The sequence below is a fragment of the Roseibium sp. AWQ4_254 genome (assembly GCF_056161025.1).
This window is the reverse complement of sequence record NZ_JBSWYH010000001.1, coordinates 247,643-270,226: the sequence shown is the minus strand read 5'-3', so window position 1 is coordinate 270,226 and position 22,584 is coordinate 247,643. Positions and strand designations below refer to the sequence as shown.

General features: G+C 60.4%; 22 protein-coding genes. 18 read left to right on the top strand and 4 right to left on the bottom strand.

Going from position 1 to position 22,584, the window contains the following annotated elements:
• The first annotated feature begins 256 nt into the window (after nt 1-256).
• The 8 genes from ACXAIC_RS01220 (at nt 257) to eda (ending at nt 9,988) form a co-directional block, all read left to right on the top strand.
• Complete coding sequence (locus tag ACXAIC_RS01220; protein WP_475172726.1) at nt 257-1,579, top strand: ROK family transcriptional regulator; 1,323 nt, start codon at nt 257-259, stop codon at nt 1,577-1,579.
• 24 nt (nt 1,580-1,603) lie between these two features.
• Nucleotides 1,604-2,620, top strand: coding sequence for a substrate-binding domain-containing protein (locus ACXAIC_RS01215; protein WP_475172724.1), 1,017 nt, complete (start codon nt 1,604-1,606; stop codon nt 2,618-2,620).
• A gap of 178 nt (nt 2,621-2,798) precedes the next feature.
• Nucleotides 2,799-3,887, top strand: a complete 1,089-nt coding sequence (locus ACXAIC_RS01210; protein ID WP_475172722.1) for an ABC transporter permease — start codon at nt 2,799-2,801, stop codon at nt 3,885-3,887.
• Nucleotides 3,863-4,660 (top strand): ATP-binding cassette domain-containing protein, encoded by a 798-nt coding sequence (locus ACXAIC_RS01205; protein WP_475172720.1) that lies wholly within the window; start codon nt 3,863-3,865, stop codon nt 4,658-4,660. The genes ACXAIC_RS01210 and ACXAIC_RS01205 overlap by 25 nt, the downstream gene beginning before the upstream one ends.
• Before the next feature lie 40 nt (nt 4,661-4,700).
• Nucleotides 4,701-5,648 (top strand): carbohydrate kinase family protein, encoded by a 948-nt coding sequence (locus ACXAIC_RS01200; RefSeq protein ID WP_475172719.1) that lies wholly within the window; start codon nt 4,701-4,703, stop codon nt 5,646-5,648.
• Nucleotides 5,649-5,743: 95 nt separating this feature from the next.
• Nucleotides 5,744-7,219, top strand: coding sequence for a glucose-6-phosphate dehydrogenase (zwf, locus tag ACXAIC_RS01195; RefSeq protein ID WP_475172717.1), 1,476 nt, complete (start codon nt 5,744-5,746; stop codon nt 7,217-7,219).
• Nucleotides 7,220-7,362: 143 nt separating this feature from the next.
• The gene (edd, locus tag ACXAIC_RS01190; RefSeq protein WP_475172715.1) at nt 7,363-9,183 is read left to right on the top strand and encodes a phosphogluconate dehydratase; all 1,821 of its coding nucleotides are present in this window, start codon (nt 7,363-7,365) and stop codon (nt 9,181-9,183) included.
• A 166-nt stretch (nt 9,184-9,349) separates the two neighbouring features.
• A complete protein-coding gene (eda, locus tag ACXAIC_RS01185) occupies nt 9,350-9,988 on the top strand; it encodes a bifunctional 4-hydroxy-2-oxoglutarate aldolase/2-dehydro-3-deoxy-phosphogluconate aldolase (RefSeq protein ID WP_475172714.1) in 639 nt (212 codons plus the stop codon).
• A 28-nt stretch (nt 9,989-10,016) separates the two neighbouring features.
• Here eda and ACXAIC_RS01180 read toward each other — a convergent pair whose 3' ends face one another.
• Nucleotides 10,017-10,583 (bottom strand): PilZ domain-containing protein, encoded by a 567-nt coding sequence (locus ACXAIC_RS01180; protein ID WP_475172712.1) that lies wholly within the window; start codon nt 10,581-10,583, stop codon nt 10,017-10,019.
• 311 nt (nt 10,584-10,894) lie between these two features.
• Here ACXAIC_RS01180 and pgi point away from each other — a divergent pair, with 311 nt between their 5' ends.
• The 5 genes from pgi to ACXAIC_RS01155 all read left to right on the top strand — a co-directional run bounded on the left by pgi (nt 10,895) and on the right by ACXAIC_RS01155 (nt 14,275).
• On the top strand, nt 10,895-12,517 hold the full coding sequence (gene pgi / locus ACXAIC_RS01175) for a glucose-6-phosphate isomerase (RefSeq protein ID WP_475172709.1): 1,623 nt from the start codon (nt 10,895-10,897) through the stop codon (nt 12,515-12,517).
• A 242-nt stretch (nt 12,518-12,759) separates the two neighbouring features.
• A complete protein-coding gene (locus tag ACXAIC_RS01170; protein WP_475172708.1) occupies nt 12,760-13,029 on the top strand; it encodes a glycine zipper domain-containing protein in 270 nt (89 codons plus the stop codon).
• A 93-nt stretch (nt 13,030-13,122) separates the two neighbouring features.
• Nucleotides 13,123-13,392 (top strand): lipoprotein, encoded by a 270-nt coding sequence (locus tag ACXAIC_RS01165; protein WP_475172706.1) that lies wholly within the window; start codon nt 13,123-13,125, stop codon nt 13,390-13,392.
• A 248-nt stretch (nt 13,393-13,640) separates the two neighbouring features.
• Nucleotides 13,641-13,856 carry a bacteriocin gene (locus tag ACXAIC_RS01160; RefSeq protein ID WP_475172705.1) on the top strand — a complete coding sequence of 72 codons (216 nt, stop codon included), beginning with the start codon at nt 13,641-13,643 and terminating at the stop codon, nt 13,854-13,856.
• A gap of 146 nt (nt 13,857-14,002) precedes the next feature.
• Nucleotides 14,003-14,275, top strand: coding sequence for a hypothetical protein (locus ACXAIC_RS01155; protein ID WP_475172703.1), 273 nt, complete (start codon nt 14,003-14,005; stop codon nt 14,273-14,275).
• 251 nt (nt 14,276-14,526) lie between these two features.
• On the opposite strand, the gene ald is transcribed toward ACXAIC_RS01155, so the two are convergent.
• Nucleotides 14,527-15,666 carry an alanine dehydrogenase gene (gene ald, locus ACXAIC_RS01150; protein WP_475172701.1) on the bottom strand — a complete coding sequence of 380 codons (1,140 nt, stop codon included), beginning with the start codon at nt 15,664-15,666 and terminating at the stop codon, nt 14,527-14,529.
• Nucleotides 15,667-15,849: 183 nt separating this feature from the next.
• Here ald and ACXAIC_RS01145 point away from each other — a divergent pair, with 183 nt between their 5' ends.
• From ACXAIC_RS01145 to ACXAIC_RS01135, 3 genes are all read left to right on the top strand, one after another.
• A complete protein-coding gene (locus tag ACXAIC_RS01145; protein ID WP_475173007.1) occupies nt 15,850-16,320 on the top strand; it encodes an Lrp/AsnC family transcriptional regulator in 471 nt (156 codons plus the stop codon).
• Nucleotides 16,321-16,471: 151 nt separating this feature from the next.
• Nucleotides 16,472-17,353, top strand: a complete 882-nt coding sequence (locus tag ACXAIC_RS01140; RefSeq protein ID WP_475172699.1) for an SMP-30/gluconolactonase/LRE family protein — start codon at nt 16,472-16,474, stop codon at nt 17,351-17,353.
• Between the two features lie 215 nt (nt 17,354-17,568).
• On the top strand, nt 17,569-18,078 hold the full coding sequence (locus ACXAIC_RS01135; protein WP_475172697.1) for a hypothetical protein: 510 nt from the start codon (nt 17,569-17,571) through the stop codon (nt 18,076-18,078).
• Between the two features lie 56 nt (nt 18,079-18,134).
• Here ACXAIC_RS01135 and ACXAIC_RS01130 read toward each other — a convergent pair whose 3' ends face one another.
• Entirely contained in the window at nt 18,135-18,719 is a 585-nt protein-coding gene (locus tag ACXAIC_RS01130) for a hypothetical protein (protein WP_475172694.1), read from the bottom strand.
• 89 nt (nt 18,720-18,808) lie between these two features.
• Entirely contained in the window at nt 18,809-19,657 is an 849-nt protein-coding gene (gene trhO, locus ACXAIC_RS01125; RefSeq protein ID WP_475172693.1) for an oxygen-dependent tRNA uridine(34) hydroxylase TrhO, read from the bottom strand.
• Nucleotides 19,658-20,012: 355 nt separating this feature from the next.
• Between trhO and ACXAIC_RS01120 the strand changes: the two genes are divergently transcribed.
• Together ACXAIC_RS01120 and ACXAIC_RS01115 are read left to right on the top strand one after the other, a co-directional pair.
• Nucleotides 20,013-20,693, top strand: a complete 681-nt coding sequence (locus tag ACXAIC_RS01120) for a GntR family transcriptional regulator (protein ID WP_475172691.1) — start codon at nt 20,013-20,015, stop codon at nt 20,691-20,693.
• 180 nt (nt 20,694-20,873) lie between these two features.
• Complete coding sequence (locus ACXAIC_RS01115) at nt 20,874-22,571, top strand: aspartate:alanine exchanger family transporter (protein WP_475172689.1); 1,698 nt, start codon at nt 20,874-20,876, stop codon at nt 22,569-22,571.
• Nucleotides 22,572-22,584: the final 13 nt, after the last annotated feature.

Sequence of the window (22,584 nt, the reverse complement as noted above, 5' to 3'; positions counted from 1 at the left end):
CATGAAGGCTTTGGCTTTCCGTCAGACCGAGCCTCTGGCAAAACAAACAACTGACGCACCGGTATTTTTTCTGTTAGCCTTTTGAATTCGGTGCGTTGAAACAGACTAATCATGCTGCAGCACAACATCGAATCCATGCGGCGCAACACAGAATAGAATTGACAGACCGCCTCCTCACGCGAATAGTTTCACCATAATTAATTATTTTGTATCTGCTGAATGGGCGCGGCGGAGAGCTTTGGGAGGAGCTATCACATTGGAGGACAACCGCACATCCGGCCGGGGGTCGAATTCAGCCCAGTTGCGGCGCTATAATGAGCGCATTGTTTTACAAATCCTGCGCCGTGCCGGCGAAGCGTCCAAGGCAGAACTTGCCCGGGCGGTCCAGCTCACGAATGCTGCCATTGGCGCCATCATTCAGGATCTCATCGAAGAAGGCCTTATCTTTGAAGCCGGAAAGCGCCATGACGGCAGCCGGGGCCAGCCCGCCACGATCCTCAAACTTGCTCATGACGGCGCCTATTCTTTCGGGGTCCGGCTGGACCGGACTGCTCTGGAAACGGTGCTGATGGATTTTTCCGGCCAGATCATCGACCGGCGCGTCCACGACATGATCCTGCCTGCACCGGACAAAACCCTGAACCTTCTGGCTCAGGACCTTGAAGACCTGAAAGGCCAGCTGAGCGCGGACAGCCAGTCCCGGATCACCGGGATCGGTGTTGCCCAGCCTTTCAACCTCGGCGCCTGGCTGCATGAGCTTGGCCTGCCGCAAGCCGACTTCGTGCAATGGGAAGACTACGACATTTCCGAAGGTCTGGAAGCGGCAACGGGCCTGCCGGTCTTCCGCGAAAATGACGGCACCGCAGCCGCCGTTGCGGAGCTCTTTTACGGACACGGCCGCCAGAACGACAATTTCCTCTACATGTTTCTGGGCCCCGCCATTGGCGGCGGTCTTGTCCTGAAGGGGGATGTGGTCGGCGGCACGCTCGGCAATGCAGGGGACGTGGCCATGATCCCGGTGCCGCCCAGCAGTCTGGCCACCTCCCCGGAACCGAAAAACCCATGGGACCTGTTGATCACGCGGGCGTCGCTCGTGTCGCTTGCACGGCATCTGTCCCCGGAGAATTTCGCCAAGCTAAGCCGCGCCGATCTCCAGCATGCGGCCGACACAAACGACCCGAAATACCACGAATGGCTGCGCGACTGCGTTTCGGCGCTGACCCTTGCCGTGCGCACGGCCTATGCACTGATCGACATTCCGATGATCGTGGTCGACAGCGATCTGCGGGGCACTTTTCCGGAAACCTTCCGCGAAGCCTTGCAGACAGATGTGGAACGCGCGGCGCCGGAAAAAAGGATTTCGCCACGCATTGAAACCGGGAGTTTCGGTCACGATGCGGGCGCCATCGGTGCGGCAAGCCTGCCGCAATTTTTCAACTTCTCACCCAGGGCCGCCATTTTGACCGGCGGCCGCGAAAAAGGACCTGCTGGGGCTGGCACTTCGGAGGACCGAGCCAGCTTTCCGGCAAGAGCAGCACGGTTGGGGTCACATCTGGCCGCACCCGACCGTACCGATTGACATAAGGCCAGGGAGGTAACACACATGATCCGCAAACTACTCGCGACTGGTTCAGTTCTTGCCGCCATGGCGGCATCACCTGCAGCTGCCGCCGACATTTCCGCCTGCCTCATCACGAAAACGGATACCAACCCTTTCTTCGTGAAAATGAAGGAAGGCGCTTCAGCCAAGGCCGCCGAACTCGGCATCGAGCTGAAATCCTATGCCGGCAAGGTCGACGGCGATCATGAAACCCAGGTGGCAGCCATTGAAACCTGCATCGCTGACGGTGCAAAGGGCATCCTGCTGACCGCATCCGACACATCATCGATTGTGCCAGCCGTGCAGCAGGCCCGCGACAACGGTCTTCTGGTGATTGCCCTCGATACGCCACTGAGCCCGATTGACGCGGCCGACGCGACCTTTGCGACCGACAATTTCCTGGCCGGTGAGCTGATCGGCAAATGGGCAGCCGCCACATTGGGCGATGACGCGGCCGACGCCAAGATCGCAATGCTGGATCTTGCCATCAGCCAGCCAACAGTTGGCGTGCTGCGCGACCAGGGCTTCCTGAAGGGCTTCGGCATTGATCTTGGCGACCCGAACAAATGGGGCGATGAGACCGATGCGCGCATCGTCGGCAATGACGTTACGGCCGGCAACGAAGAAGGCGGCCGTAAGGCCATGGAAAACCTTCTGGCCAAGGACCCGTTCATTAATGTGGTCTACACGATCAATGAACCGGCGGCGGCAGGTGCTTATGAAGCGCTCAAGGCGATTGGCCGGGAAAGTGACGTGCTGATCGTCTCAGTCGATGGCGGCTGCCCGGGCATCCAGAACGTCAAGGATGGCGTCATTGGCGCGACCTCCCAGCAATATCCGCTGCTGATGGCCTCCCTCGGCATCGAAGCCATCAAGGCCTGGGCCGACAGCGGCACCAAGCCGGAACCTACCCCGGGCAAGAACTTCTTCGACACGGGCGTATCCCTGGTGACCGACAAGCCGGTCGACGGGGTTGAGTCCATCGACACCGCCAAGGGCACGGATCTTTGCTGGGGCTAAGGCCCGCATCCGGTCAAACACCTGAAGGGGCATGGGCAACCTTGCCCCTTTTTGGAGCCGCTCAAGGGTCCGGAACCGCGCTTTGCCAAAGCAGCGCCTGACGCCGGACCGCTGACGCCTTTGCCAGTCTTCAACTTTGAAAAAACGCATCCAACACCGCACCAACGGGAACACGGGCATGACCTCAGACAGCAGACCCTCCGGCGGGCCGGCGGATTTCGAAGCCGCCGCTGCGTCCAGTCCGCAGGCAGTCGCCTCCTTTGAAGATGACCAACACGGGTTCGGGCACAAGATCCAGCACACGCTACACCTGCACCCGTTTCTGGTGCCGCTGATCGTTCTGGTTCTCTCCATTGCCGTTTTCGGAGCGTTGCTCGGGTCGAAATTCTTCTCCCCCTTCGCCATGACGCTGATCCTGCAGCAGGTCCAGATCGTCGGGGTTCTGGCCGCCGCCCAGAGCCTTGTCATCCTGACCGCCGGGATCGACCTGTCCGTCGGGGCGATTGCGGTGCTGACCTCGGTCATCATGGGCCAGTTTACCTTCCGCTATGGCCTGCCTGCTCCGGTTGCCGTTGCCTGTGGCCTGATCGCTGGAACGCTGATCGGGGCCGGATCCGGCTGGCTGGTGGCCAAGGTCAAGCTGCCCCCGTTCATCGTTACTCTCGGCATGTGGCAGATCGTGCTTGCCGCCAACTATATCTATTCGCAAAACGAAACGATCCGCTCTCAAGACATTGAGGCCAATGCCCCTTTCCTGCATCTCTTCGGCACCAAGTTCCAAATTTGGGGCGCCACCTTCACCATGGGGGTTGTCTTCATGTGTGTGCTCGTGGTCGTGCTTGCCTATATCCTGCGCCAGACCGCATGGGGACGGCATGTCTATGCGGTCGGGGATGACCCGGAAGCTGCCAAGCTGGCGGGCGTCAACACCAACCGGACCATCATTCAGGTCTATGCGCTGGTCGGGCTTATCTGCGCCTTTGCTGGCTGGGTCATGATCGGCCGGTTCGGCTCCGTGTCCCCATCTGCGACCACAGGCGTCATTGGCAACATCCAGGCCATCACTGCCGTCGTGATCGGCGGCATCTCTCTCTTTGGCGGCCGCGGTTCCATTCTCGGAGCGTTTTTCGGCGCCCTCATTGTGGGCGTTTTCGAACTGGGCCTCAGAATGGCCGGGGCAGACCCGCAATGGACCTTCATGCTGATTGGCGTCCTTATCATCGCGGCGACAACGGTCGACCAATGGATCAGAAAGGTATCGGTCTGATGGAACCTGTCTTGCAAGCGCGCAAACTGGTCAAGCGCTACGGCCGAGTGGTGGCCATGGACCATGCCGATTTCGAGCTCTATCCCGGTGAAATCCTCGCCGTGATCGGCGACAACGGGGCGGGCAAGTCCACCCTGATCAAGGCCCTGAGCGGCGCGGTCATTCCCGATGAGGGCGAGATTCTGCTGGATGGCAAGCCGGTGCAGTTCGCCTCGCCGATCCAGGCCCGCGATGCGGGAATCGAAACGGTCTACCAGACCCTGGCCATGTCCCCTGCCCTGTCAATCGCCGACAATATGTTCATGGGCCGCGAATTGCGCAAGCCGGGCTTCATGGGCGCCTGGTTCCGCCAGCTGGACCGGCGCAAGATGGAGGAGATTGCCCGGCAGAAGCTGAGCGATCTCGGCCTGCTGACCATCCAGAACATCAACCAGGCGGTGGAAACCCTGTCGGGGGGCCAGCGCCAGGGCGTTGCCGTGGCGCGTGCGGCCGCATTCGGCTCCAAGGTGGTGATCATGGACGAGCCGACAGCCGCCCTGGGTGTCAAGGAAAGCCGCCGGGTGCTCGATCTGATCAACGACGTGAAGGCCCGCGGCCTGCCAATCGTTCTGATCAGTCACAACATGCCTCACGTGTTTGAGGTGGCCGACCGCATTCACATTCACCGGCTCGGCCGCCGCGCCTGCGTGATCAAACCATCCGACTTCACCATGTCCGATGCGGTCGCGATCATGACCGGGGCCATGGAACCGCCGGACAGCCTGGCGGCCTGATCCGCTCCAACCTCCCTCAAGACAGAAAGTCCGGCCTCTCATGTTCCTGATCTGCGGCGAAGCCCTTTATGACCTGTTCGGCGGTGACGGTGCTGAAGACGGCGTCTCCTTTGATGCCCGCATCGGCGGCTCGCCGTTCAACGTGGCTATGGGGCTGGCCCGGCTCGGGGAAGAGGCCGCCTTTTTTGGCGGCATTTCAAGGGACGCACTTGGCGAGCGGCTGGTTGCCAAATTCCGCAAGGAAGGCGTTTCAGATGCGTTCATCCTGCGCACAGACTATCTGACCACGCTCAGCCTGGTGCAAAAGGATGCCAGGGGCCAGCCCGCCTATACGTTCTACGGGGCCAATGCCGCCGACCGGATGGTGACACCCGCCGACCTGCCGGTTTTCAGCACCCCGCCAGGCTTTCTCCATATCGGTTCCTATACGGCCCTGGTGGAGCCGGTGGCCGGCGCGCTCAAGGCCCTGATCGAACGCGAGCACGCCCAAACACTTATTTCCTTTGATCCGAACATTCGCCCGACCGTTGAACCGGACATGGAATTGTGGCACCGCAACACAGAAGCGCTGATCCCCCTGACCGACATCGTCAAAGTGAGCGATGAAGACCTTCATCTGATTGCCCCGGACACCTCGTCCGATACGATTGCCCGCCGCTGGCTGAGCCTCGGCGCGAGCCTTGTCATCGTCACCCGGGGCGGCGACGGCGCCACCGCCTATGCCGCCGGACTTCAGACAACCTGCCCGGGAACAAGAGTCTCGCTGGAAGATACGGTTGGCGCCGGAGACACCTTTCAGGCCGCGCTTTTGGCCGGTTTGAAAAAACTTGGTGCGACAGACAGAAATTCGCTCAGCACTCTTGACGAAACACGCCTCAATCGCCTTCTTGAGTTCGCCGTCGCGGCCGCCGGGATCACCTGTTCGCGCAGAGGCGCCGACCTGCCGCGGCTCGGTGAACTCGAAAAAGAGTGGTCAGCGCTTCAATGAAGGGCTGACAACGGAATTAAATCGATTTAAAACCCCGTCAGAACGGCCGGTCTTCGGCAGTGCGGTAGAACGGCTCATTGTTGGAAGGATGTCTTATGGCGGTACGCGTCATTGAAGTTCAGGAATTTGACCTGGTGGTGTTCGGCGCCTCCGGCGACTTGGCGCACCGCAAACTTCTGCCGGCTCTTTACCACCGCGATGCTGACGGGCAGATGCCCGAAGAGGCCCGCATTATTTGCAGCGCGCGCCGTGATTATTCCGACGATGACTACCGGGACTGGGCCCGAAAGGCGCTTGAGGAACATGTCAATGATCTGGATGAAAGCCATCTGACCCGGTTCCTGAAACGCCTGCGCTACGTGAAGATCGATATTGCCACCGGCGAAGGCTTTGAAACCCTCAAGACCGTTCTGGACGAACGCGACGGCGTGATCCGGGCCTTCTATCTGGCTGTCGGCCCAGACCTCTTCGGCACGATCTGCGAGAATCTGGGCAAGATCGGTGTCGTCAATGACTGCGCCCGTGTCGTCATGGAAAAGCCCATCGGCAAGGACGGTGCGTCCGCCAAAGCCCTCAACGACACGGTCGGGGCGGTGTTCAAGGAACATCAGATCTTCCGGATCGACCACTATCTGGGCAAGGAAACCGTTCAGAACCTGATGGCCCTGCGCTTTGCCAATGCACTTTTTGAACCGCTCTGGAATGCGGCCCATATCGACCATGTCCAGATCACGGTGGCCGAGTCTCTCGGGGTCGGCGGCCGCGCCGGCTATTATGATACCGCCGGGGCTCTGCGCGATATGATCCAGAACCACCTGTTGCAGCTGCTCTGCCTGGTGGCCATGGAGCCACCCGAATCCATGAATGCGGACAGTGTGCGCGACGAAAAGCTGAAAGTGCTGAAGGCGCTCGCCCCGATCACTGCGGACAATGCGGACAAGCTGACCGTACGCGGCCAGTACCGGGCCGGAGCGTCGGCCGGGGGCGCCGTGCCCGGATATCTGGATGAGCTGGGCAATTCGGACAGCCGCACGGAAACCTTTGTTGCGCTGAAAGCAGAAATCGCCAACTGGCGCTGGTCCGGCGTGCCGTTTTACCTGCGTACCGGCAAACGTCTGGCGCAGCGAGTGTCGGAAATCGTTGTCCAGTTCCGCCCGATCCCCCATTCCATCTTTGGCACGGAAGCTGGTAAGATCACCGCCAACCGGCTGCTGATCCGCCTTCAGCCAGATGAGGGCGTGCAGATGCAGATCATGATCAAGGACCCAGGCCCCGGCGGCATGCGCCTGCGCCAGGTGCCGCTTGACATGAGCTTTGCCGAGGCCTTCAAGGTGCGCAATCCGGATGCCTATGAGCGTCTGATCATGGATGTCATCCGGGGCAACCAGACCCTGTTCATGCGCCGGGATGAAGTGGATGCGGCCTGGGCCTGGATCGATCCGATCCAGGCGGCCTGGGCCGCCTCCAAGGACACCCCTAAAGGCTATACCGCCGGAACATGGGGCCCGTCCGCCTCCATCGCCCTGGTGGAGCGGGATGGCCGCACCTGGGCGGAAGACGACGGCGATTGAGAACAAGACTCAAGAGCGGGCCACAGGACAATGTCCTGTGCGCTGCCTGTCACCTAAATCGATTAACATAACCCCGGGCCTGAACACCCGAAGAGTTTGGCCTCCCCCACCCAGCCGGAACCGGCCAGGAAAGGACCCGAAGCATGACAATTCAGGATCGCATTGGCGAGGTGACAGACCGGATCGTCAAACGCAGCCATGACGGCCGCTCGCACTATCTTGAGCGCATCGGCAAGGCGGCCGACCAAGGCCCGCAGCGCTCGCGCCTGTCCTGCGGCAATCTCGCCCACGGTTTTGCCGCCTGCGGCCTGTCCGACAAACAGGCCCTGTCCGGAGATGTGGTGGCCAATCTGGGGATCATCACCGCCTATAACGACATGCTGTCGGCCCACCAGCCTTACGAAACCTATCCGGATCTGATCCGCACGGCCGCCCATGAGATCGGTGCGGTCGCCCAGGTGGCCGGGGGCGTCCCGGCCATGTGCGATGGTGTTACCCAGGGACAGGACGGCATGGAACTATCGCTGTTTTCCCGCGACGTGATCGCCATGGCGGCCGCCGTCGGCCTCTCCCATCAGATGTTTGACGCTGCGGTTTTCTTAGGCATTTGCGACAAGATCGTGCCCGGCCTTGCCATTGCCGCCCTGTCCTTCGGCCATCTTCCGGCTGTCTTCGTGCCTGCCGGTCCGATGACCACGGGCATTTCCAATGACGACAAGGCCAAGGTGCGCCAGCTGTATGCGGAAGGCAAAGTCGGCCGGGACGCGTTGCTGGAAAGCGAATCCAAGGCCTATCACTCCCCCGGCACCTGCACATTCTACGGCACGGCCAATTCCAACCAGATGCTGATGGAAATCATGGGCCTGCACATGCCCGGCGCCTCCTTCGTCAATCCGGGCACGCCTTTGCGCGATGCCTTGACCAAGGAAGCGGCCAAACGGGCCCTTGCCATTTCGGCCCTTGGCAACAACTACACCCCGGCCGGGGAAGTGATCGACGAAAAGGCCATTGTCAACGGCGTGGTCGGCCTGCATGCCACCGGCGGCTCTACCAACCACACCATGCATCTTGTGGCCATTGCCGCAGCCGCCGGCATCAAGCTGACCTGGACCGACATATCCGACCTGTCCGATGTGGTGCCTTTGCTCGCCCGGGTCTATCCCAATGGCAAGGCGGATGTGAACCACTTCCAGGCGGCCGGCGGGCTGGCCTTCCTGATCCGCGAACTCCTATCTCACGGCTATCTGCATCAGGACGTCAAGACGGTCTATGGCACGGACTTGTCGGGATACACCGTGGAGGCCAAGCTGGATGACACAGGCAACATCCACCGGGAAGATGCACCGGAAAACTCCGGCGACGAGACCGTACTGGCGCCCTTGTCCAAACCGTTCCAGCCGACCGGCGGCCTGAAAATGCTGACCGGGAATTTCGGCAAGGCGGTCATCAAGATTTCAGCGGTTGCCCCGGAGCGGCACATTCTGGAAGCCCCGGCCCGGGTGTTCCACTCCCAGGATGATTTCCTGGCCGCCTTCAACAACAAGGAACTGAAGGGGGACGTGGCTGCTGTTGTACGCTTTCAGGGTCCCAAGGCCATGGGCATGCCGGAGCTGCACAAGCTTACCCCATGCTTGGGCATTCTTCAGGACCGGGGCTACAAGGTGGCCCTCATCACCGACGGGCGTATGTCGGGCGCCTCCGGCAAGGTGCCGGCCGCAATCCATGTAACCCCGGAAGCCGCCAATGGCGGCCCGATCGCAAAGATCCGGGATGGAGACATAATCCGCATTGATGCGGTCAGCGGAGACTTGAGCGTTCTGGTCGACGAAGCCGAGTTCAACGCCCGTCCAGCCGCCACAGCCGACCTGAGCGCCCATCAGGCCGGGGTTGGCCGGGACCTCTTCGCGGCCTTCCGGGCCAATGTCGGCGCCGCCGATACCGGCGCCCATGTGTTCGGCGCCTGAGACCTTGTGATGGCGGGCAGGCCCGGGCCTTCCTGCTGGCGTGAGAGCCCTTTCCCTTTACGCTGCTTCCAGGAAAGGCTCTGCCCTGTTGATTTCCCGCTCGCCAGGCAAAACCGGTCGTCCGGTTTCCCCGGCTTGCTCTGTTGACTGACCTTTGGAGACTTAGATGGCCCAAGACATAGCCAAGATCGAAACCGTCATGTGCGCCGCACCGGTCATTCCGGTGCTGGTGGTGGAAGACCCCAAAAAAGCGGTTCCGATGGCAAAGGCACTGGTGCGCGGCGGCCTGCCGGCCATTGAGATCACCTTGCGCACCCCGCATGCTCTGGAAGCGATTGATGCCGTCAATGAGCATGTGGAAGGGGCGATCGTCGGGGCTGGCACAGTCTTGAACGGCCAGCAATATGATGCTGCCGTCTCCGCCGGAGCCCGGTTCATTGTCTCTCCCGGGGCAACCGAAACCCTGCTGGATGCCGCCGACGATCACAGTGTGCCGCTGCTGCCGGGCGCAGCAACAGCTTCAGAGGTGATGTATCTTCTGGAACGCGGCTATGAGCGGCTGAAATTCTTTCCGGCGGAGCAGGCAGGGGGCGCATCCTACCTGAAGTCCCTGTCGTCGCCGCTGGCCGCTGCAAAATTCTGTCCGACCGGCGGCGTCAGCCTCAACAAGGCTCCGGACTATCTGGCCTTGCCGAATGTGCTGTGTGTCGGAGGGTCCTGGATCGCAGATGCCAAAGCCATTGCCGCCGAGGACTGGGGCGGCATTGAAGAGCGCGCCAAGGCAGCGGCCGCCCTGAGCGCTTAAGCCGGACATATAAGCGCCCGCCTGCGCGTCAGGCGGCGCCTTGCTTTTCGGTTTCTTCCAGGGTGCGGTCCCACAGGAGGCGCAGGCCAGCGGAAGTGTCGTTACGCCATGCGAATTCGGCAACAACCGGTTTTTCGAATTTCGACATTGCCAGCAGGATCTCATCCGGCAGGCTGGTCAGCCCTTCACCCTTGATCTTGCAACCATTATTGGCGGCATCAACGATCACGACCGACAGTTCCGTCAACCCTTCCAGATCGGTGATCTTGGCGGAAATTTTGACATCATTGCGCTTTTCCCGGCGCTTGTCGCTGAACGACGTTTCTGCCGTTGAAAACACAACGGCTGCCTCATTGCCCTTGACCGAGGTCACGAGGGCCTTGGTCAGGCTTCTGGAAGAGGCCAGCTTGATGCCGATATTCTTGTAGAGATCGCCCACATGGTCCGACGTCAGACAGCAGCCCCATCGATTTACATTCGACAAGACTCCCTCAATGGCGGCGAGTGTGTCGAAGTCCACAACAAGCACATCTTCCCGCGCGTCCGGGTTGTCCAGAAGATGAACCAGATTTTCAGGGGTTTTTGATGGGCTCATGAAAAGGTCCTGTCGAGGTCCTGATTGCGTTTATTGTGGCGTTTGTCTTCATCGGCAAAGGGAAACTGACCATCGCTTGAAACCCCTAATATCTTCTCAATTCAATACTGAAAATGCATCAGAATCTTAGGATAGAACCATATGAGGCCGGACATACGACAGACTGCGGACCGGACTTGGCCCATCGGGAATTTCTTCTCCCTTCTGTCCGGCGGCTGTGGTATCTGAAGCCGAGGCTCAAATGCCTTTGGCACCACCTGCCAATAGACGGAAATTCAAGCGGTTATACATAGATTTCAAGGGGACTTTTCATGGCGCATGAAGCAGCATTTGTGTCGCTCAAGCAGGTGGCCGGGCATTTGACCACAACCACCCTCCGGGACCTGTTTGCCAGCGACCCGAACCGGTTTGACCGCTTTTCCGCTAGCCTGGATGATCTGGTTCTCGACTATTCCAAGACCAAGATCGACGCCAAGGCCCTGGCCGGCCTTCTGGACCTTGCCAGAAGCGCCGATGTGGAAGGCCGCCGGGCTGCGATGTTCGCGGGTGAAAAAATCAACGGAACGGAACAGCGTGCCGTGCTGCACACAGCCCTGCGCAATGTGTCCGGCACGCCCGTTCTCGTCGATGGGCAGGATGTCATGCCCGATGTCCGGGCTGTTCTGGACAACATGGCAGCGTTTGCCGAGGCGGTCCGCTCCGGCGACCTGTCCTCCTCGACCGGGGCCCCTTTTACTGACGTGGTCAATATCGGCATTGGCGGCTCGGATCTCGGCCCGGCCATGACCACCCTGGCCCTTGCCCCCTATCACGACGGGCCGGAACTGCATTACGTCTCCAATGTGGATGGCGCTCATATTGCCGATACGCTGGAAAAGCTCGACCCGGCCACCACGCTGGTGATCGTCGCCTCCAAGACGTTCACCACCATTGAGACCATGACCAACGCGGCCACCGCCCGTGCCTGGATTGCGGGAGCATTGGGGGAAGAGGCGGTCGGTACGCATTTTGCGGCCGTTTCAACCGCCCTCGATAAAGTGGCCGCTTTCGGCATCGAGGAAAGCCGTGTCTTTGGCTTCTGGGACTGGGTCGGCGGACGCTATTCGGTCTGGTCAGCCATCGGCCTGCCCCTGATGATCGCAGTTGGCCCGGATGCCTTTAACGACTTTCTGGAGGGAGCCCACGCCCTCGACACCCATTTCCAGACAGCTCCGCTTGAGGAGAATCTGCCGGTTCTGATGGCCTTGATCGGCATTTGGCACCGGGACGTTCTGGGCTATACCGCCCGCGCCGTCCTGCCCTATGACCAGCGCCTGTCCCGCCTGCCCGCCTATCTGCAGCAGCTGGATATGGAATCCAACGGCAAACGGGTGCGTCTCGACGGCAGCCCGGTGGACCAGGAGACGGGACCTCTGGTCTGGGGCGAGCCCGGCACCAACGGCCAGCATGCGTTCTACCAGCTGCTTCACCAGGGAACGACGGTGATCCCGTGCGAGTTTCTGATCGCTGCCAACGGGCATGAGGACGATCTAGCCCATCATCACGATCTTCTGATGGCAAATTGTCTAGCCCAGTCGGAAGCCCTGATGCTTGGCCGGACGCTGGACGAGGCCAAGGCGCTTTTGAGTGCATCCGGTCTGTCTCAGGAGGACGTGGAGCGCCTGGCCCCGCACAAAGTGTTTCCCGGCGACCGGCCGTCCCTCACCCTTGCCTATGACAAGCTGACCCCGTTCGCACTCGGCCGCCTGATTGCGCTTTATGAACACCGGGTTTTCGTGGAAGGCGCGATCTGGGGAATCAATTCCTTCGACCAATGGGGTGTTGAACTCGGCAAGGAGTTGGCCACTGCGCTTCTGCCAATGGTCAAGGGAGAGATCTCCACGGATGGTAAGGATGCCTCGACCCGCGGATTGCTGTCTGTTCTCAAGGGATAAACCGGCACTGATGCGGACGACGGCGGCCCCTGCATGCTCCCTGCTCGCACCAACGTCATATTTTTGCCCAACGCACACGATCTCTATCGCGGCTCAGATGTCGCCAGGATGAGCCTTTGCAAGGCTGCACGTCGGACTGCGGAAATTGATAGATTGCCCCCGCATTCAAAGCAGCTTAGTCTCGGGCAGACTTTAAACTATTGATCACGCCACGGAAACGGCGTCAAAGGGAGTTACCATTGATGAAGAAGCTTGTTCTGCTTGCAGCACTGGGAGGCGCCCTTGCCGGCTGCCAGTCCGACAGTCAGACGGACCGTGCTCTTATTGGCGGCGGTCTCGGTGCGGCCACCGGTGCGGCCATCGGCGCAGCTGCCACGGGCGACGTCGGCGGCGCCCTTGTCGGCGGTGCAATCGGGGCAGCCGGTGGTGCGGTGGTCGGTGCGGCCACAACTCCGAAAAACTGCGTCGCCTATGACCGATACGGCAACCCCTACCGGGTCGCCTGCCCGTAAGGCCAAACGATACGTTTGAGATGGGCACTGCATATGCTGTGCCCGCCTCGAAAAAGCTTGATCCGGCAGCAGGCCGGCAGGATGGATGAGACGATGAAGAAACTTGTATTTGTTGCCGCACTGGCCGCTTTTCTGGCCGGTTGCCAGTCTGACAGCCAAACGGACCGCGCCCTTGTGGGCGGTGGTCTTGGGGCAGCAACTGGCGCCATCATCGGCGCTGCTGCCGGAAACGGGGCCGGACCGGCTCTGGCCGGCGCTGCCATTGGTGCTGCAGGTGGTGCGATTGTCGGGGCCGCTACGACGCCGAAAAACTGCGTCGCCTATGACCGGTACGGCAACCCCTACCGGGTCGCCTGCCCGTAACGCATCTTAAGGGCGTTCAAAACTCTCTGATACAGATTGAAAAGCAGGCCGGATCAAAAAGACCCGACCTGGGCGTGGCTGAGCTGCGTTTAAAAAATGTGCAAAAGGCAATGCTGTCCACAAGGTCAACAAATGCTTAATCAGATTGAAGTAAGCATTGAAATGTTGGTCTCACTCAGAATGTTAGCGCTTCTTCTGGGCCTCTGCGGAGCACATGGGAAGCCTATCGGGTTTCACAGGCGGATAGCATGAAAAAACTTCTTGTGGTGGCCATGACGGCCACACTTCTTGCCGGATGCAGCACCACCCGGCAAACGGACAGGGCCCTGATTGGCGGCGGCATCGGCGCTGCGACCGGCGCGGTTGTCGGGGCGGCGGTCGGAGCTGGCGCAGCCCCGGTTCTGGCCGGTGCAGCCATCGGCGCGGGCGCAGGTGCCATGATCGGGGCCGCAACCACACCGTGACGGTTCGGCCTGCGGGAAATTCAGCTCCGCGGCGCGTCCGGCCTGCATCAACCGGCGGATCGGGTTTGGATAACCCGGGTTTGGTAAGGTTCTGTTAACCATAGATCCGCACCCTTGGACAACTTACTTGATCCAAGGGTCTGCGGATGAAACCGATTCTCACCTTCCCGGTTCTCGCCCTGCTGCTAGCGGGCTGCGTCAACACGGAAAGCCAGCGCGACCGCATGCTGATCGGCGCAGGCCTTGGCGCTGCAACCGGCGCGACTATTGGCGCTGTCGCCGGTTCAACGGTCAACGCGACCCTGGCGGGTGCAGCTCTGGGCGCCGTTGGCGGTGGCCTGGTCGGCGTTGTCACAACACCGCGCAACTGCATTGCCCACGACCAGAACGGCACCCCTTACAAGGTCCGCTGCCCTTAAGGTTTCTTGAGAATCGGACTGTGTTCTTTCCCTGTGAGCGCGGCAGAAGATGTCTGTCTTCCGCTTCCGGGAACAAACCAGTAGAGACGCCGGAGCAACTCCGGCAGATTTGACGCCAGTTTAGAACCTCGTGCGATAAGTCTGCACGAGGCTCTAAACTGGCACTGAAAGGGCTATCCCTGGACCATCTGCTGATCCAAATGACAGCCCTTCCGATGTTCGGAAATCACACCATTGCCATTCCCTTGGCCTCAGGCCGCCTGGCTGGCGTCCTTTTGCGACAGCGCCACGGCGGGATCGACATAGTCATATCCGAGCGCCTCGGCGACGGCCTGGCAGGTTACCTGACCGCCAATGACATTGAGGCCCGGAAGGAAATGCGGGTCGTCCAGAAGCGCTTGGCTTGCGCCCTTGTCGGCCAGAGCCAGGGCGAAGGGCAGCGTTGCGTTGTTCAGCGCATAAGTGGAAGTCTTCGGCACGGCGCCCGGCATGTTGGCCACGCAATAATGCACCACCTCGTCGATGATGTAGGTCGGGTCGGAATGGGTGGTCGCCCTGGAGGTTTCAAAGCAGCCGCCCTGGTCAATGGCCACATCCACCAGAACCGACCCTGCTTTCATCCGATTGACCAGATCTTTTGACACCAGCTTGGGCGCTGCTGCCCCGGCCACCAGCACGGCTCCAACCACCATGTCAGCCTCCAGAACGTGCTTTTCCAGCGCGGACTTGGTGGAGTAGACGGTTTTCAGCGCCGGACCGAAGGTCTGGGACAACTGGCCGAGAACAGAGGTGTTCCGATCCAGAACCGTCACATCAGCACCGAGGCCCAGGGCCATGGTGATGGCATGGGAGCCGACAACCCCGCCGCCGATCACGACCACCTTGGCCGGCGCCACACCGGGCACACCGCCCACAAGCGTTCCGGAACCTCCTTGCGCCTTTTCCAGCGCTTTGGCACCGGCAATCACGGACAGGCGTCCGGCAACCTGGGACATGGGCACCAGCAGCGGCAGGCCGCCCTTGGCGTCGACGACCGTTTCATAGGCAATGCAGGTTGCTCCGGATTTGACCAGATCGGCGGCCTGATCCGCGTCGGGCGCCAGATGCAGATAGGTGAACAGAATGTGGTCCGGGCGCAGCATGGCGCGCTCCACCGCCTGCGGTTCCTTGACCTTCACTATCATCTGCGCTGCATCAAAGACATCCTTCGCAGTTGCGAGAATCTTCGCTCCGGCCGTTTCATAGTCCGCATCGCTTGCGCCAATACCGGCACCGGCATTGGTTTCCACAACCACCTCGTGGCCGTGTGCAATCATCTCATGGACACTGTCCGGCGTCAGGCCGACCCGGTATTCGTGGTTCTTGATTTCCTTCGGCACACCAATGCGCATAACCGTAACTCCTCTGGAAGCGGTTTTGATTGCCCAACAGTCTATCCCCTCGCTGATCGAATGTGCTTGCGTTCCAGGGCTGCGCAGCGCCAACACGCACAATTTTATTGCGCCGCTTTGATGTTTTCTCGCATATATCACCAGAATATAAGGAAACCAGAGCAATATGTGCGGTGCATCATGATGAAACTCGACCGGATCGACCGGAAGATCCTCGACACATTGCAAAAGGACGGGCGCATCGCCAATGCGGATCTGGCCGACAGGGTCGGCCTGTCCGCCTCCGCCTGCCTGCGCCGGGTGCGGGCCTTGGAAGATGCCGGGGTCATCGAGAATTACGTTGCGCTTCTGGACCAGCGCAAACTCGGACGCCGCATGGACGTCTTTGTCGAAATTTCCCTGACCGGGCAGTCCAAGGAAACCCTGGAGAGTTTTGAACGGGCCGTTGCCCGCTCCGGCGAGATCATGGAGTGCTTTCTGATGGCGGGTGATGCGGATTACATCCTGCGCCTGACCGCCGCCGACCCGATTGATTTTGAACGCATCCACCGGGACCACCTGTCCCAGTTGCCCGGGGTCTTGAGAATGAAGTCCTCCTTCGCCATCCGGCCGATCGTCAAACGCACGGCCATCCCGCTGGAAGAGACGCCGTAAGAAGCGGGCCGCCGGCGTTTTCCGGTCCCGCCAACCCGCCCGCGCTGAAGTCTCGACGCCGCAAGCCCGCGCCTATATAGTCCGCTTCCACCCCTGCCGGCGAAAAACGTTTCCGGCACAAATTGCTTGGCCCTTCAAGGAACCTGCCACGGTGTCCCACACGATTACCCGTTTTCTCGACACGACCTATCAGCTGGGCGAAAGCCTGACCTGGGACGACAGACACAACCGGCTGCTCTGGGCAGACATTCAGGGCAGGTCCATCCAGTCCCTCGACTGGGCCAGCCGGACACTCACCAGCTGGTCCTTCGACAATGAGGTCGGCTCATTTGGCCTGACAGAGGATGACCGGCTGATCGTGTGTGTCTGGGACCAGGTGCTCCTGTTCGATCCGGCCAGCGGCGCCAGCGAACCTCTGGCCAGCGTCCAGACGGACCAGCCGCGCACGCGCCTCAATGACGGCAAGGTCGGCCCGGATGGGGCCTTCTGGGTCGGCACCATGGACATCCAGTCCCCGCGCGAGCCGATTGCCGGACTGTACCGGATCGATGGCAGCGGCCGGGTCGAGGAAATCCGGGACGAGCTGTCCTGCTCCAACGGTCTCTCCTGGAGCCCGGATTGCAACTACATGTATCATTCAGATTCCTCCCCCGGCTGGATCGAATGTTACGCCTTTGATGCGGCCACGGGGGCCCTTGGCTCAAAAATGCTGTTTGCCCAGCAGACCAACGAAACCGGCCGTCCGGACGGGGCGACGGTCGATGCGGACGGCAATTACTGGAGTGCGGGCGTATCGGCCGGACTTTTGAACTGTTTCGCCCCGGACGGCAATCTGCTGGCGGCGATCAAAATGCCGGTCGACAAACCGACCATGCCCTGTTTCTGCGGCCCGGAGCTGGATCAGCTTGTCGTCACCAGCATCAAACAGCCCTCGGACCCGACCGCTCTTGAACCGGACACGCTCTCCGGCGGCCTGTTCCTCGTAGAAGGCCATGGCCGGACCGGACTGAAGACGCATAGATTCAAGGTTTAGACCCCGATTTATGCACCCCGGTACAGGCAGAGCGGATGCAGCGACACAGCGGATGCAGCACAGCTCCACTTGCATGCCTTTGCGTCCGTGACCCTGCCAGACCGCAAATGGTTTGAGCCGACCCCGCCATGCCACTTGCCGCAGGCCGCCTTCCAAAAGTAACCTGCCTGGCGGACGATTTTTCAACACGAGACTGAAGCGAGGGGAGACCCCCTGTGTTCAACACGGTTGCCGATGATTGGGAAGTCCGGTTCAAAACGGCCTCAGCCACCGTCTTGCCGGTTTGGTCACAGACAGCAGAGTTTGAATTCCGCAGCAAAAGCGCCGACTGGACAGGACGGTTCACGTTCTCCGGATTGACGATTTCCAGAGGATTGAAGCTCAGCAAATACAAGGTTGCGCAAAAGGCAGCGGAAGTATCTGACCGAATCGCTTCGATGAGCACGGACACCGAACAGCTTTACTGGAAATTGCAGGTCAAACAGCCCTTTTGCCTCAACGACATCGACTGGGCACGGGGCATGGTCGCATTCTATTGTGTTGGACTGTTTGAACACGCTTCCCGGGATTCAGGAGGAGAAGACACAGTGCTGCGTTTTCATGCGGCCAGCTTTGAAAAAGGCGACTTGTTTTCCCACCCGGGGTTTGGACTGCCGTTCGATTCCGGGGCGTTCATTCCAAACATAACAAGCACCGCCGGCATATGGCGCATTGCAGAAGCCTGACCCCAAGACACCATTTTATTCCAACCGCAATTGATCATGACCGGGGCCGTCAGGCCCTACCGGCAGCCCCGAAGCTTCACCGGCTTCCAGACGGTGCGGGCCGGTTGCACAAGGACCTTGCGGCTAACGGTCCGGTAGACCGCCGGTTCGCGCACCACATAGCTGGAGGCAGGTTCCACCAGAACCCGTTCCTTCACCAGGCTGTAGACTGCAGGATGGCGGATCTTGACCCGGCCGGCGGGCTGCACCTGAACCTGTTCGCTCACGGTTTGATAGACGGCAGGGTGCTTGACCTTGCACAGGGTCTTGCGCCCCCTGATGATCCGGTATTCCCAGCCAACACTGGCCCGCTGCACCATGACCTGCCGGTGGCGGGTCCGATAGACGGCCGGTGTTGCCCGGTAGCTCACCCGCTCCCGCTGTACCAGAACCTTTCGGGTCTGATATCCATAGACCGCCGGTTTACGCACCGTGTGGCTGCTTTCCGCCCTGAGCAGCACACGCTCCTGCACGGTCTTGTAGACCGCAGGCACCGTGGCCTGCTGGTAGCAAGCCAGCGGCTGGCCGCCGGCCCAAACGGAAAATGACGAAAAAAGTGTAATTAACAGCGCGCCAAGCGCGCTCCAGAACCTGCGACGCATGACCTTTCCCCCGGTCTGGCCCGGAAAAACTCCGCGTCGTCAGCTTAGGGGCAGTGACCCGCACCTGAAAAGCAAAAAGTTAACGCCCGTTAAGACGCAATCTTTTGGGGAGGACACGCCTGTGCGGCCGGAGCACCGGTGCTGTCGCCGCGCGCACCCAGCTCATAATCCGTGTCTTCATTGATAATGTGCCGGGCTTCTTCGGGAACCCATTCGCCCCAGCACGCTTTCAGCTGGTGGTCCACCGACACCCGATCATCGAAGACAAAACACTCGCCTTTCCAAAGGCTCTCCTCTTCGGGCACCTTTTCCAGATAGTTCAAAATGCCGCCTTCCAGATGATAGACATCCTCAAAGCCGTTTTTGAGCATCCAGGCAGTCGCCTTTTCGCAGCGGATGCCGCCTGTGCAGAACATGGCGACCTTCGGCTTTGCCTTCAATGTCTCCTGCCCCTCCACCCAGCCGGGAAACTCCCGGAAAGACTGGGTTTGCGGGTTCAGCGCCTTGTCAAAGGTCCCGAAGGCGAATTCGTAGTCGTTGCGGGTGTCAATCACGACGACATCCGGATCGGAAATCAGGGCGTTCCAGTCTTCCGGTTTGACATATTCCCCAACGGTCTCGTTCGGGTTGATGCCGTCTACCGCCAGCCGGACGATTTCCTGTTTCAGGCGTACTTTCATACGCTTGAACACATGCCGATGGGTCCAAGATTCCTTGTGGGTCAGATCCTTGAGGCGCGGATCGGCGCGCAAATGCGCCAGCACGGTCCGCACACCCTTTTCCGGGCCGCAGATCGTGCCGTTGATGCCCTCCCGGGCCAGCAGCAGGCTGCCGCGCACATCCTGCTCGACGCAAAAAGCCTTGAGCGCGCCGCGCATCTCTTCATAGTCGTCCAGCGGCGTGAACAGGTATAGGGCCGCGACCAGAAAATCACTCATTGGTTTCGTTCTTTTTCCCGGGCTGTTGGGCTGCCGCTGCATCGAACCAGCCCCGCCCCTTCGGCCTCCTGATCGGCAGGAGGACAAAGACTGTTGATCAAAGGGTCTCTATACAGCCTGTTTCCCCGCTCTGAAAGTCCGCAGTTTCTCGCATGTCAAAGAGAAGGACCGGACGCCGGTCTGAACCGGCTGGCTCCCGGCGCGGGAAATTATTTGATCAAATTAATAGATTTTGGGTTTGATTATTTCTTTCCCTTCAATTTCATATATTGCAATAATTATCAGATGTCCCAACGGGACCTCGCCACAAAGAACGATCAAAGGCAGCCACCTGCAAAAAATCGATACACCTAGAATGACTTCAAAACCGCTGTCAGCTTCCGCTCATGAAGCCTCTGCCACCCAGAGGGCCTATCTCACGTTGCGCCGCATGATCCTGGTTGGAGAATTGCAACCGGGAAAAAAGCTGAAGATTGAAGACTTGCGGGCCCTATTGGATATGGGGGGGTCTCCGGTCCGCGAAGCGCTGTCCCTGCTGGTCTCCGACCAGCTTGTCGAGCGGCTGGACCAGCGCGGCTTCCGCACCGCAGAGATCAGCAATGCCAACTTCACCGAAGTCATGACCCTTCGTTACCTGCTGGAAGAGCGGGCGCTTAGGGAAAGCATCGCCCATGCGGATGCAGAATGGGAACACCGGCTGGTGATAGCCCATCACCAATTGACACGCCAGCAGCGCGCCAAGATGGAGTATTTCGAGGATCTGCACAAAGACTTTCACATCGCCCTGCTCGCCGCCTGTCCGTCTCCGGTGCTGCTGAAATTCTGCAACCAGCTCTACGACTTGATGCTCCGCTACCGGTATCTGGCCGGGGAAACCTTCGACTATTCCGGCCGTGACATTGGCCGGGAACATTCCGATATCATGAACGCGGCCATTGACCGGGACGCGGATACCACCTGGAAACTGCTGCTCAGCCACTATCGCAGCACCGGAAGCCTTCTGGAACAACACTACCCAGCGGAAGCTGCGCAATAGCCGGACGGGCAAAATTCTTGCTTGTGCCATGATTTTGACGCAACCATCGCCCAGGGGATGACGCCCTTTGGAGAGGACAAGAGAAGGTCCTCACTCAGCTTGAGCAGGACACGTCCTGGCTGTGCACCCTTAAGATCCGGCCGGACAGAGGCCCGAAGCCCGCGACACAAGACAAAACCAATGACAATCGACTTTTCGCAGATTTTCCGGCAAGATTCAGTGCTTGTGATATTCACGATCATCGCAATCGGCTATCTTGTCGGCAACATCCGTTTCGCCCGCTTCGAGATCGGCGTGACCGGCAGCGTGCTGCTCTGTGCCCTTGTCTTCGGTCACTACGGCTACACAATTGACCCGGTTGTGCAATCCATCGGCTTTACCCTGTTCATCTATTCAGTCGGCTGGCAGGCCGGACCGCAGATCCTCAACGTTCTGCGCCAGGACGGGCCCAGATATCTGGTCCTGACCGTGTTCATGGGTGCTGGCTCCTTCCTTCTGGTGCTCGCGCTGGCCTGGATGACCGGCCTGGACAATGCCTTTGCCGCCGGGCTGATGGCGGGCAGCCTGACCAGCACCCCTACCCTCGTGGGCGCGCAAAACGCGGTTGCCTCCGGCCTTGTGGACCTGCCCGCAGGCGAGACCACCAACGGTTTGATCGAAAGCATCAGCGTTGCCTATGCGATCACCTATATTTTCGGCACGGTCGGGCTGCTTCTTGTGGTCAAGCTGCTGCCCAGCCTGCTGCGTGTTGACCTGGCCAGTGCTGCACAGACCTTTGCCAAAGAGCGTGGCTTCAGGGCAGACGCTGCAGAAGACAAGATCGAACGGCCAATCCTGCGCGCCTATCTGATCGACGCCCCGGACCTGAACGGGCTCACCATCGCCCAGGCGCTGGCGGCCCGGGCCGCTAAAACCGTCAGCTTCCGCTCGCTCTACCGGCTGAAGCGGGGCGCGGAGCTGATCAAACCGACGCCGGAGACCGTCATTGAAAGCGGCGACAAGATCGCTGTCTTTGCCACCCCGGACGAGCACGCCAGGGCGCGCGAACTGTATCACCTGGGCGCCGAAGTCCTGGATGCCGACCTGATTAACGCTGTGGCAGATGTCGCTGAAGTGGTCGTGACCAACCCAAGTGCAGTCGGCAAAACCCTGGAAGAGCTGGCAATCTATGAAAAACACGGCTGTTATCTGGTCCGGACAACCCGCTCTCAGATCCAGCTGCCGCTTTCCCCTGGCACCGTGGTGCAGCGGGGCGATGTGATGATCCTGACCGGGGAGCGCCGGGCGCTGGACCGGGCCATTGCCGAAATCGGTGCCGAGGACCGCAAGGCAGTTGAAACGGACCTGCTCACCTTTGCCGCGGGGATAGTCTTCGGCCTGCTGCTCGGCCAGATCACCGTCAAGGTCGGCACCATTGATGTGGGCATCGGCACGGCGGGCGGTCTTCTGGTGGCCGGGATCTGCGTCGGCTTTCTGCGTGCCAACCGCCCGACCTTCGGCCGCATGCCTGCTGCGGCCCGCTTCATCCTGATGGAACTTGGCCTGTTGCTGTTCATGGTCGGTGTCGGCCTCAATGCGGGCGGCGGCATAGCAGACGCACTGGGCTCCGTCGGACCGGTGCTGTTCCTGTCCGGCATCGTTGTCACCTGCCTGCCCCTCCTGTGCGGCTATGCTTTCGGCAGGCTGTTTCTGGGCATGAACCCTGCTCTTTTGCTCGGCGCGCTGACCGGTGCCATGACCAGCACGCCCGCCCTTGGCATTGTCCAGCAGGCCGCAAACAGCACGGTTCCGGCCCTCGGCTATGCGGGCACCTACGCGCTGGCCAATGTGCTGCTGACCCTTGTCGGCACCCTGATCATGCTCTTGGGCAGCGGCTGACCAGCCCCTTTAG

Excerpts from the sequence above, each read along its gene's own strand:
- ACXAIC_RS01215 (WP_475172724.1), top strand. The coding sequence starts at position 1,604 with ATGATCCGCAAACTACTCGCGACTGGTTCAGTTCTTGCCGCCATGGCG.
- ACXAIC_RS01210 (WP_475172722.1), top strand. The coding sequence starts at position 2,799 with ATGACCTCAGACAGCAGACCCTCCGGCGGGCCGGCGGATTTCGAAGCC.
- ACXAIC_RS01205 (WP_475172720.1), top strand. The coding sequence starts at position 3,863 with ATGGATCAGAAAGGTATCGGTCTGATGGAACCTGTCTTGCAAGCGCGC.
- ACXAIC_RS01200 (WP_475172719.1), top strand. The coding sequence starts at position 4,701 with ATGTTCCTGATCTGCGGCGAAGCCCTTTATGACCTGTTCGGCGGTGAC.
- zwf (WP_475172717.1), top strand. The coding sequence starts at position 5,744 with ATGGCGGTACGCGTCATTGAAGTTCAGGAATTTGACCTGGTGGTGTTC.
- edd (WP_475172715.1), top strand. The coding sequence starts at position 7,363 with ATGACAATTCAGGATCGCATTGGCGAGGTGACAGACCGGATCGTCAAA.
- eda (WP_475172714.1), top strand. The coding sequence starts at position 9,350 with ATGGCCCAAGACATAGCCAAGATCGAAACCGTCATGTGCGCCGCACCG.
- ACXAIC_RS01180 (WP_475172712.1), bottom strand. The coding sequence starts at position 10,583 with ATGAGCCCATCAAAAACCCCTGAAAATCTGGTTCATCTTCTGGACAAC.
- pgi (WP_475172709.1), top strand. The coding sequence starts at position 10,895 with ATGGCGCATGAAGCAGCATTTGTGTCGCTCAAGCAGGTGGCCGGGCAT.
- ACXAIC_RS01170 (WP_475172708.1), top strand. The coding sequence starts at position 12,760 with ATGAAGAAGCTTGTTCTGCTTGCAGCACTGGGAGGCGCCCTTGCCGGC.
- ACXAIC_RS01165 (WP_475172706.1), top strand. The coding sequence starts at position 13,123 with ATGAAGAAACTTGTATTTGTTGCCGCACTGGCCGCTTTTCTGGCCGGT.
- ACXAIC_RS01160 (WP_475172705.1), top strand. The coding sequence starts at position 13,641 with ATGAAAAAACTTCTTGTGGTGGCCATGACGGCCACACTTCTTGCCGGA.
- ACXAIC_RS01155 (WP_475172703.1), top strand. The coding sequence starts at position 14,003 with ATGAAACCGATTCTCACCTTCCCGGTTCTCGCCCTGCTGCTAGCGGGC.
- ald (WP_475172701.1), bottom strand. The coding sequence starts at position 15,666 with ATGCGCATTGGTGTGCCGAAGGAAATCAAGAACCACGAATACCGGGTC.
- ACXAIC_RS01145 (WP_475173007.1), top strand. The coding sequence starts at position 15,850 with ATGAAACTCGACCGGATCGACCGGAAGATCCTCGACACATTGCAAAAG.
- ACXAIC_RS01130 (WP_475172694.1), bottom strand. The coding sequence starts at position 18,719 with ATGCGTCGCAGGTTCTGGAGCGCGCTTGGCGCGCTGTTAATTACACTT.
- trhO (WP_475172693.1), bottom strand. The coding sequence starts at position 19,657 with ATGAGTGATTTTCTGGTCGCGGCCCTATACCTGTTCACGCCGCTGGAC.
- ACXAIC_RS01120 (WP_475172691.1), top strand. The coding sequence starts at position 20,013 with ATGACTTCAAAACCGCTGTCAGCTTCCGCTCATGAAGCCTCTGCCACC.
- ACXAIC_RS01115 (WP_475172689.1), top strand. The coding sequence starts at position 20,874 with ATGACAATCGACTTTTCGCAGATTTTCCGGCAAGATTCAGTGCTTGTG.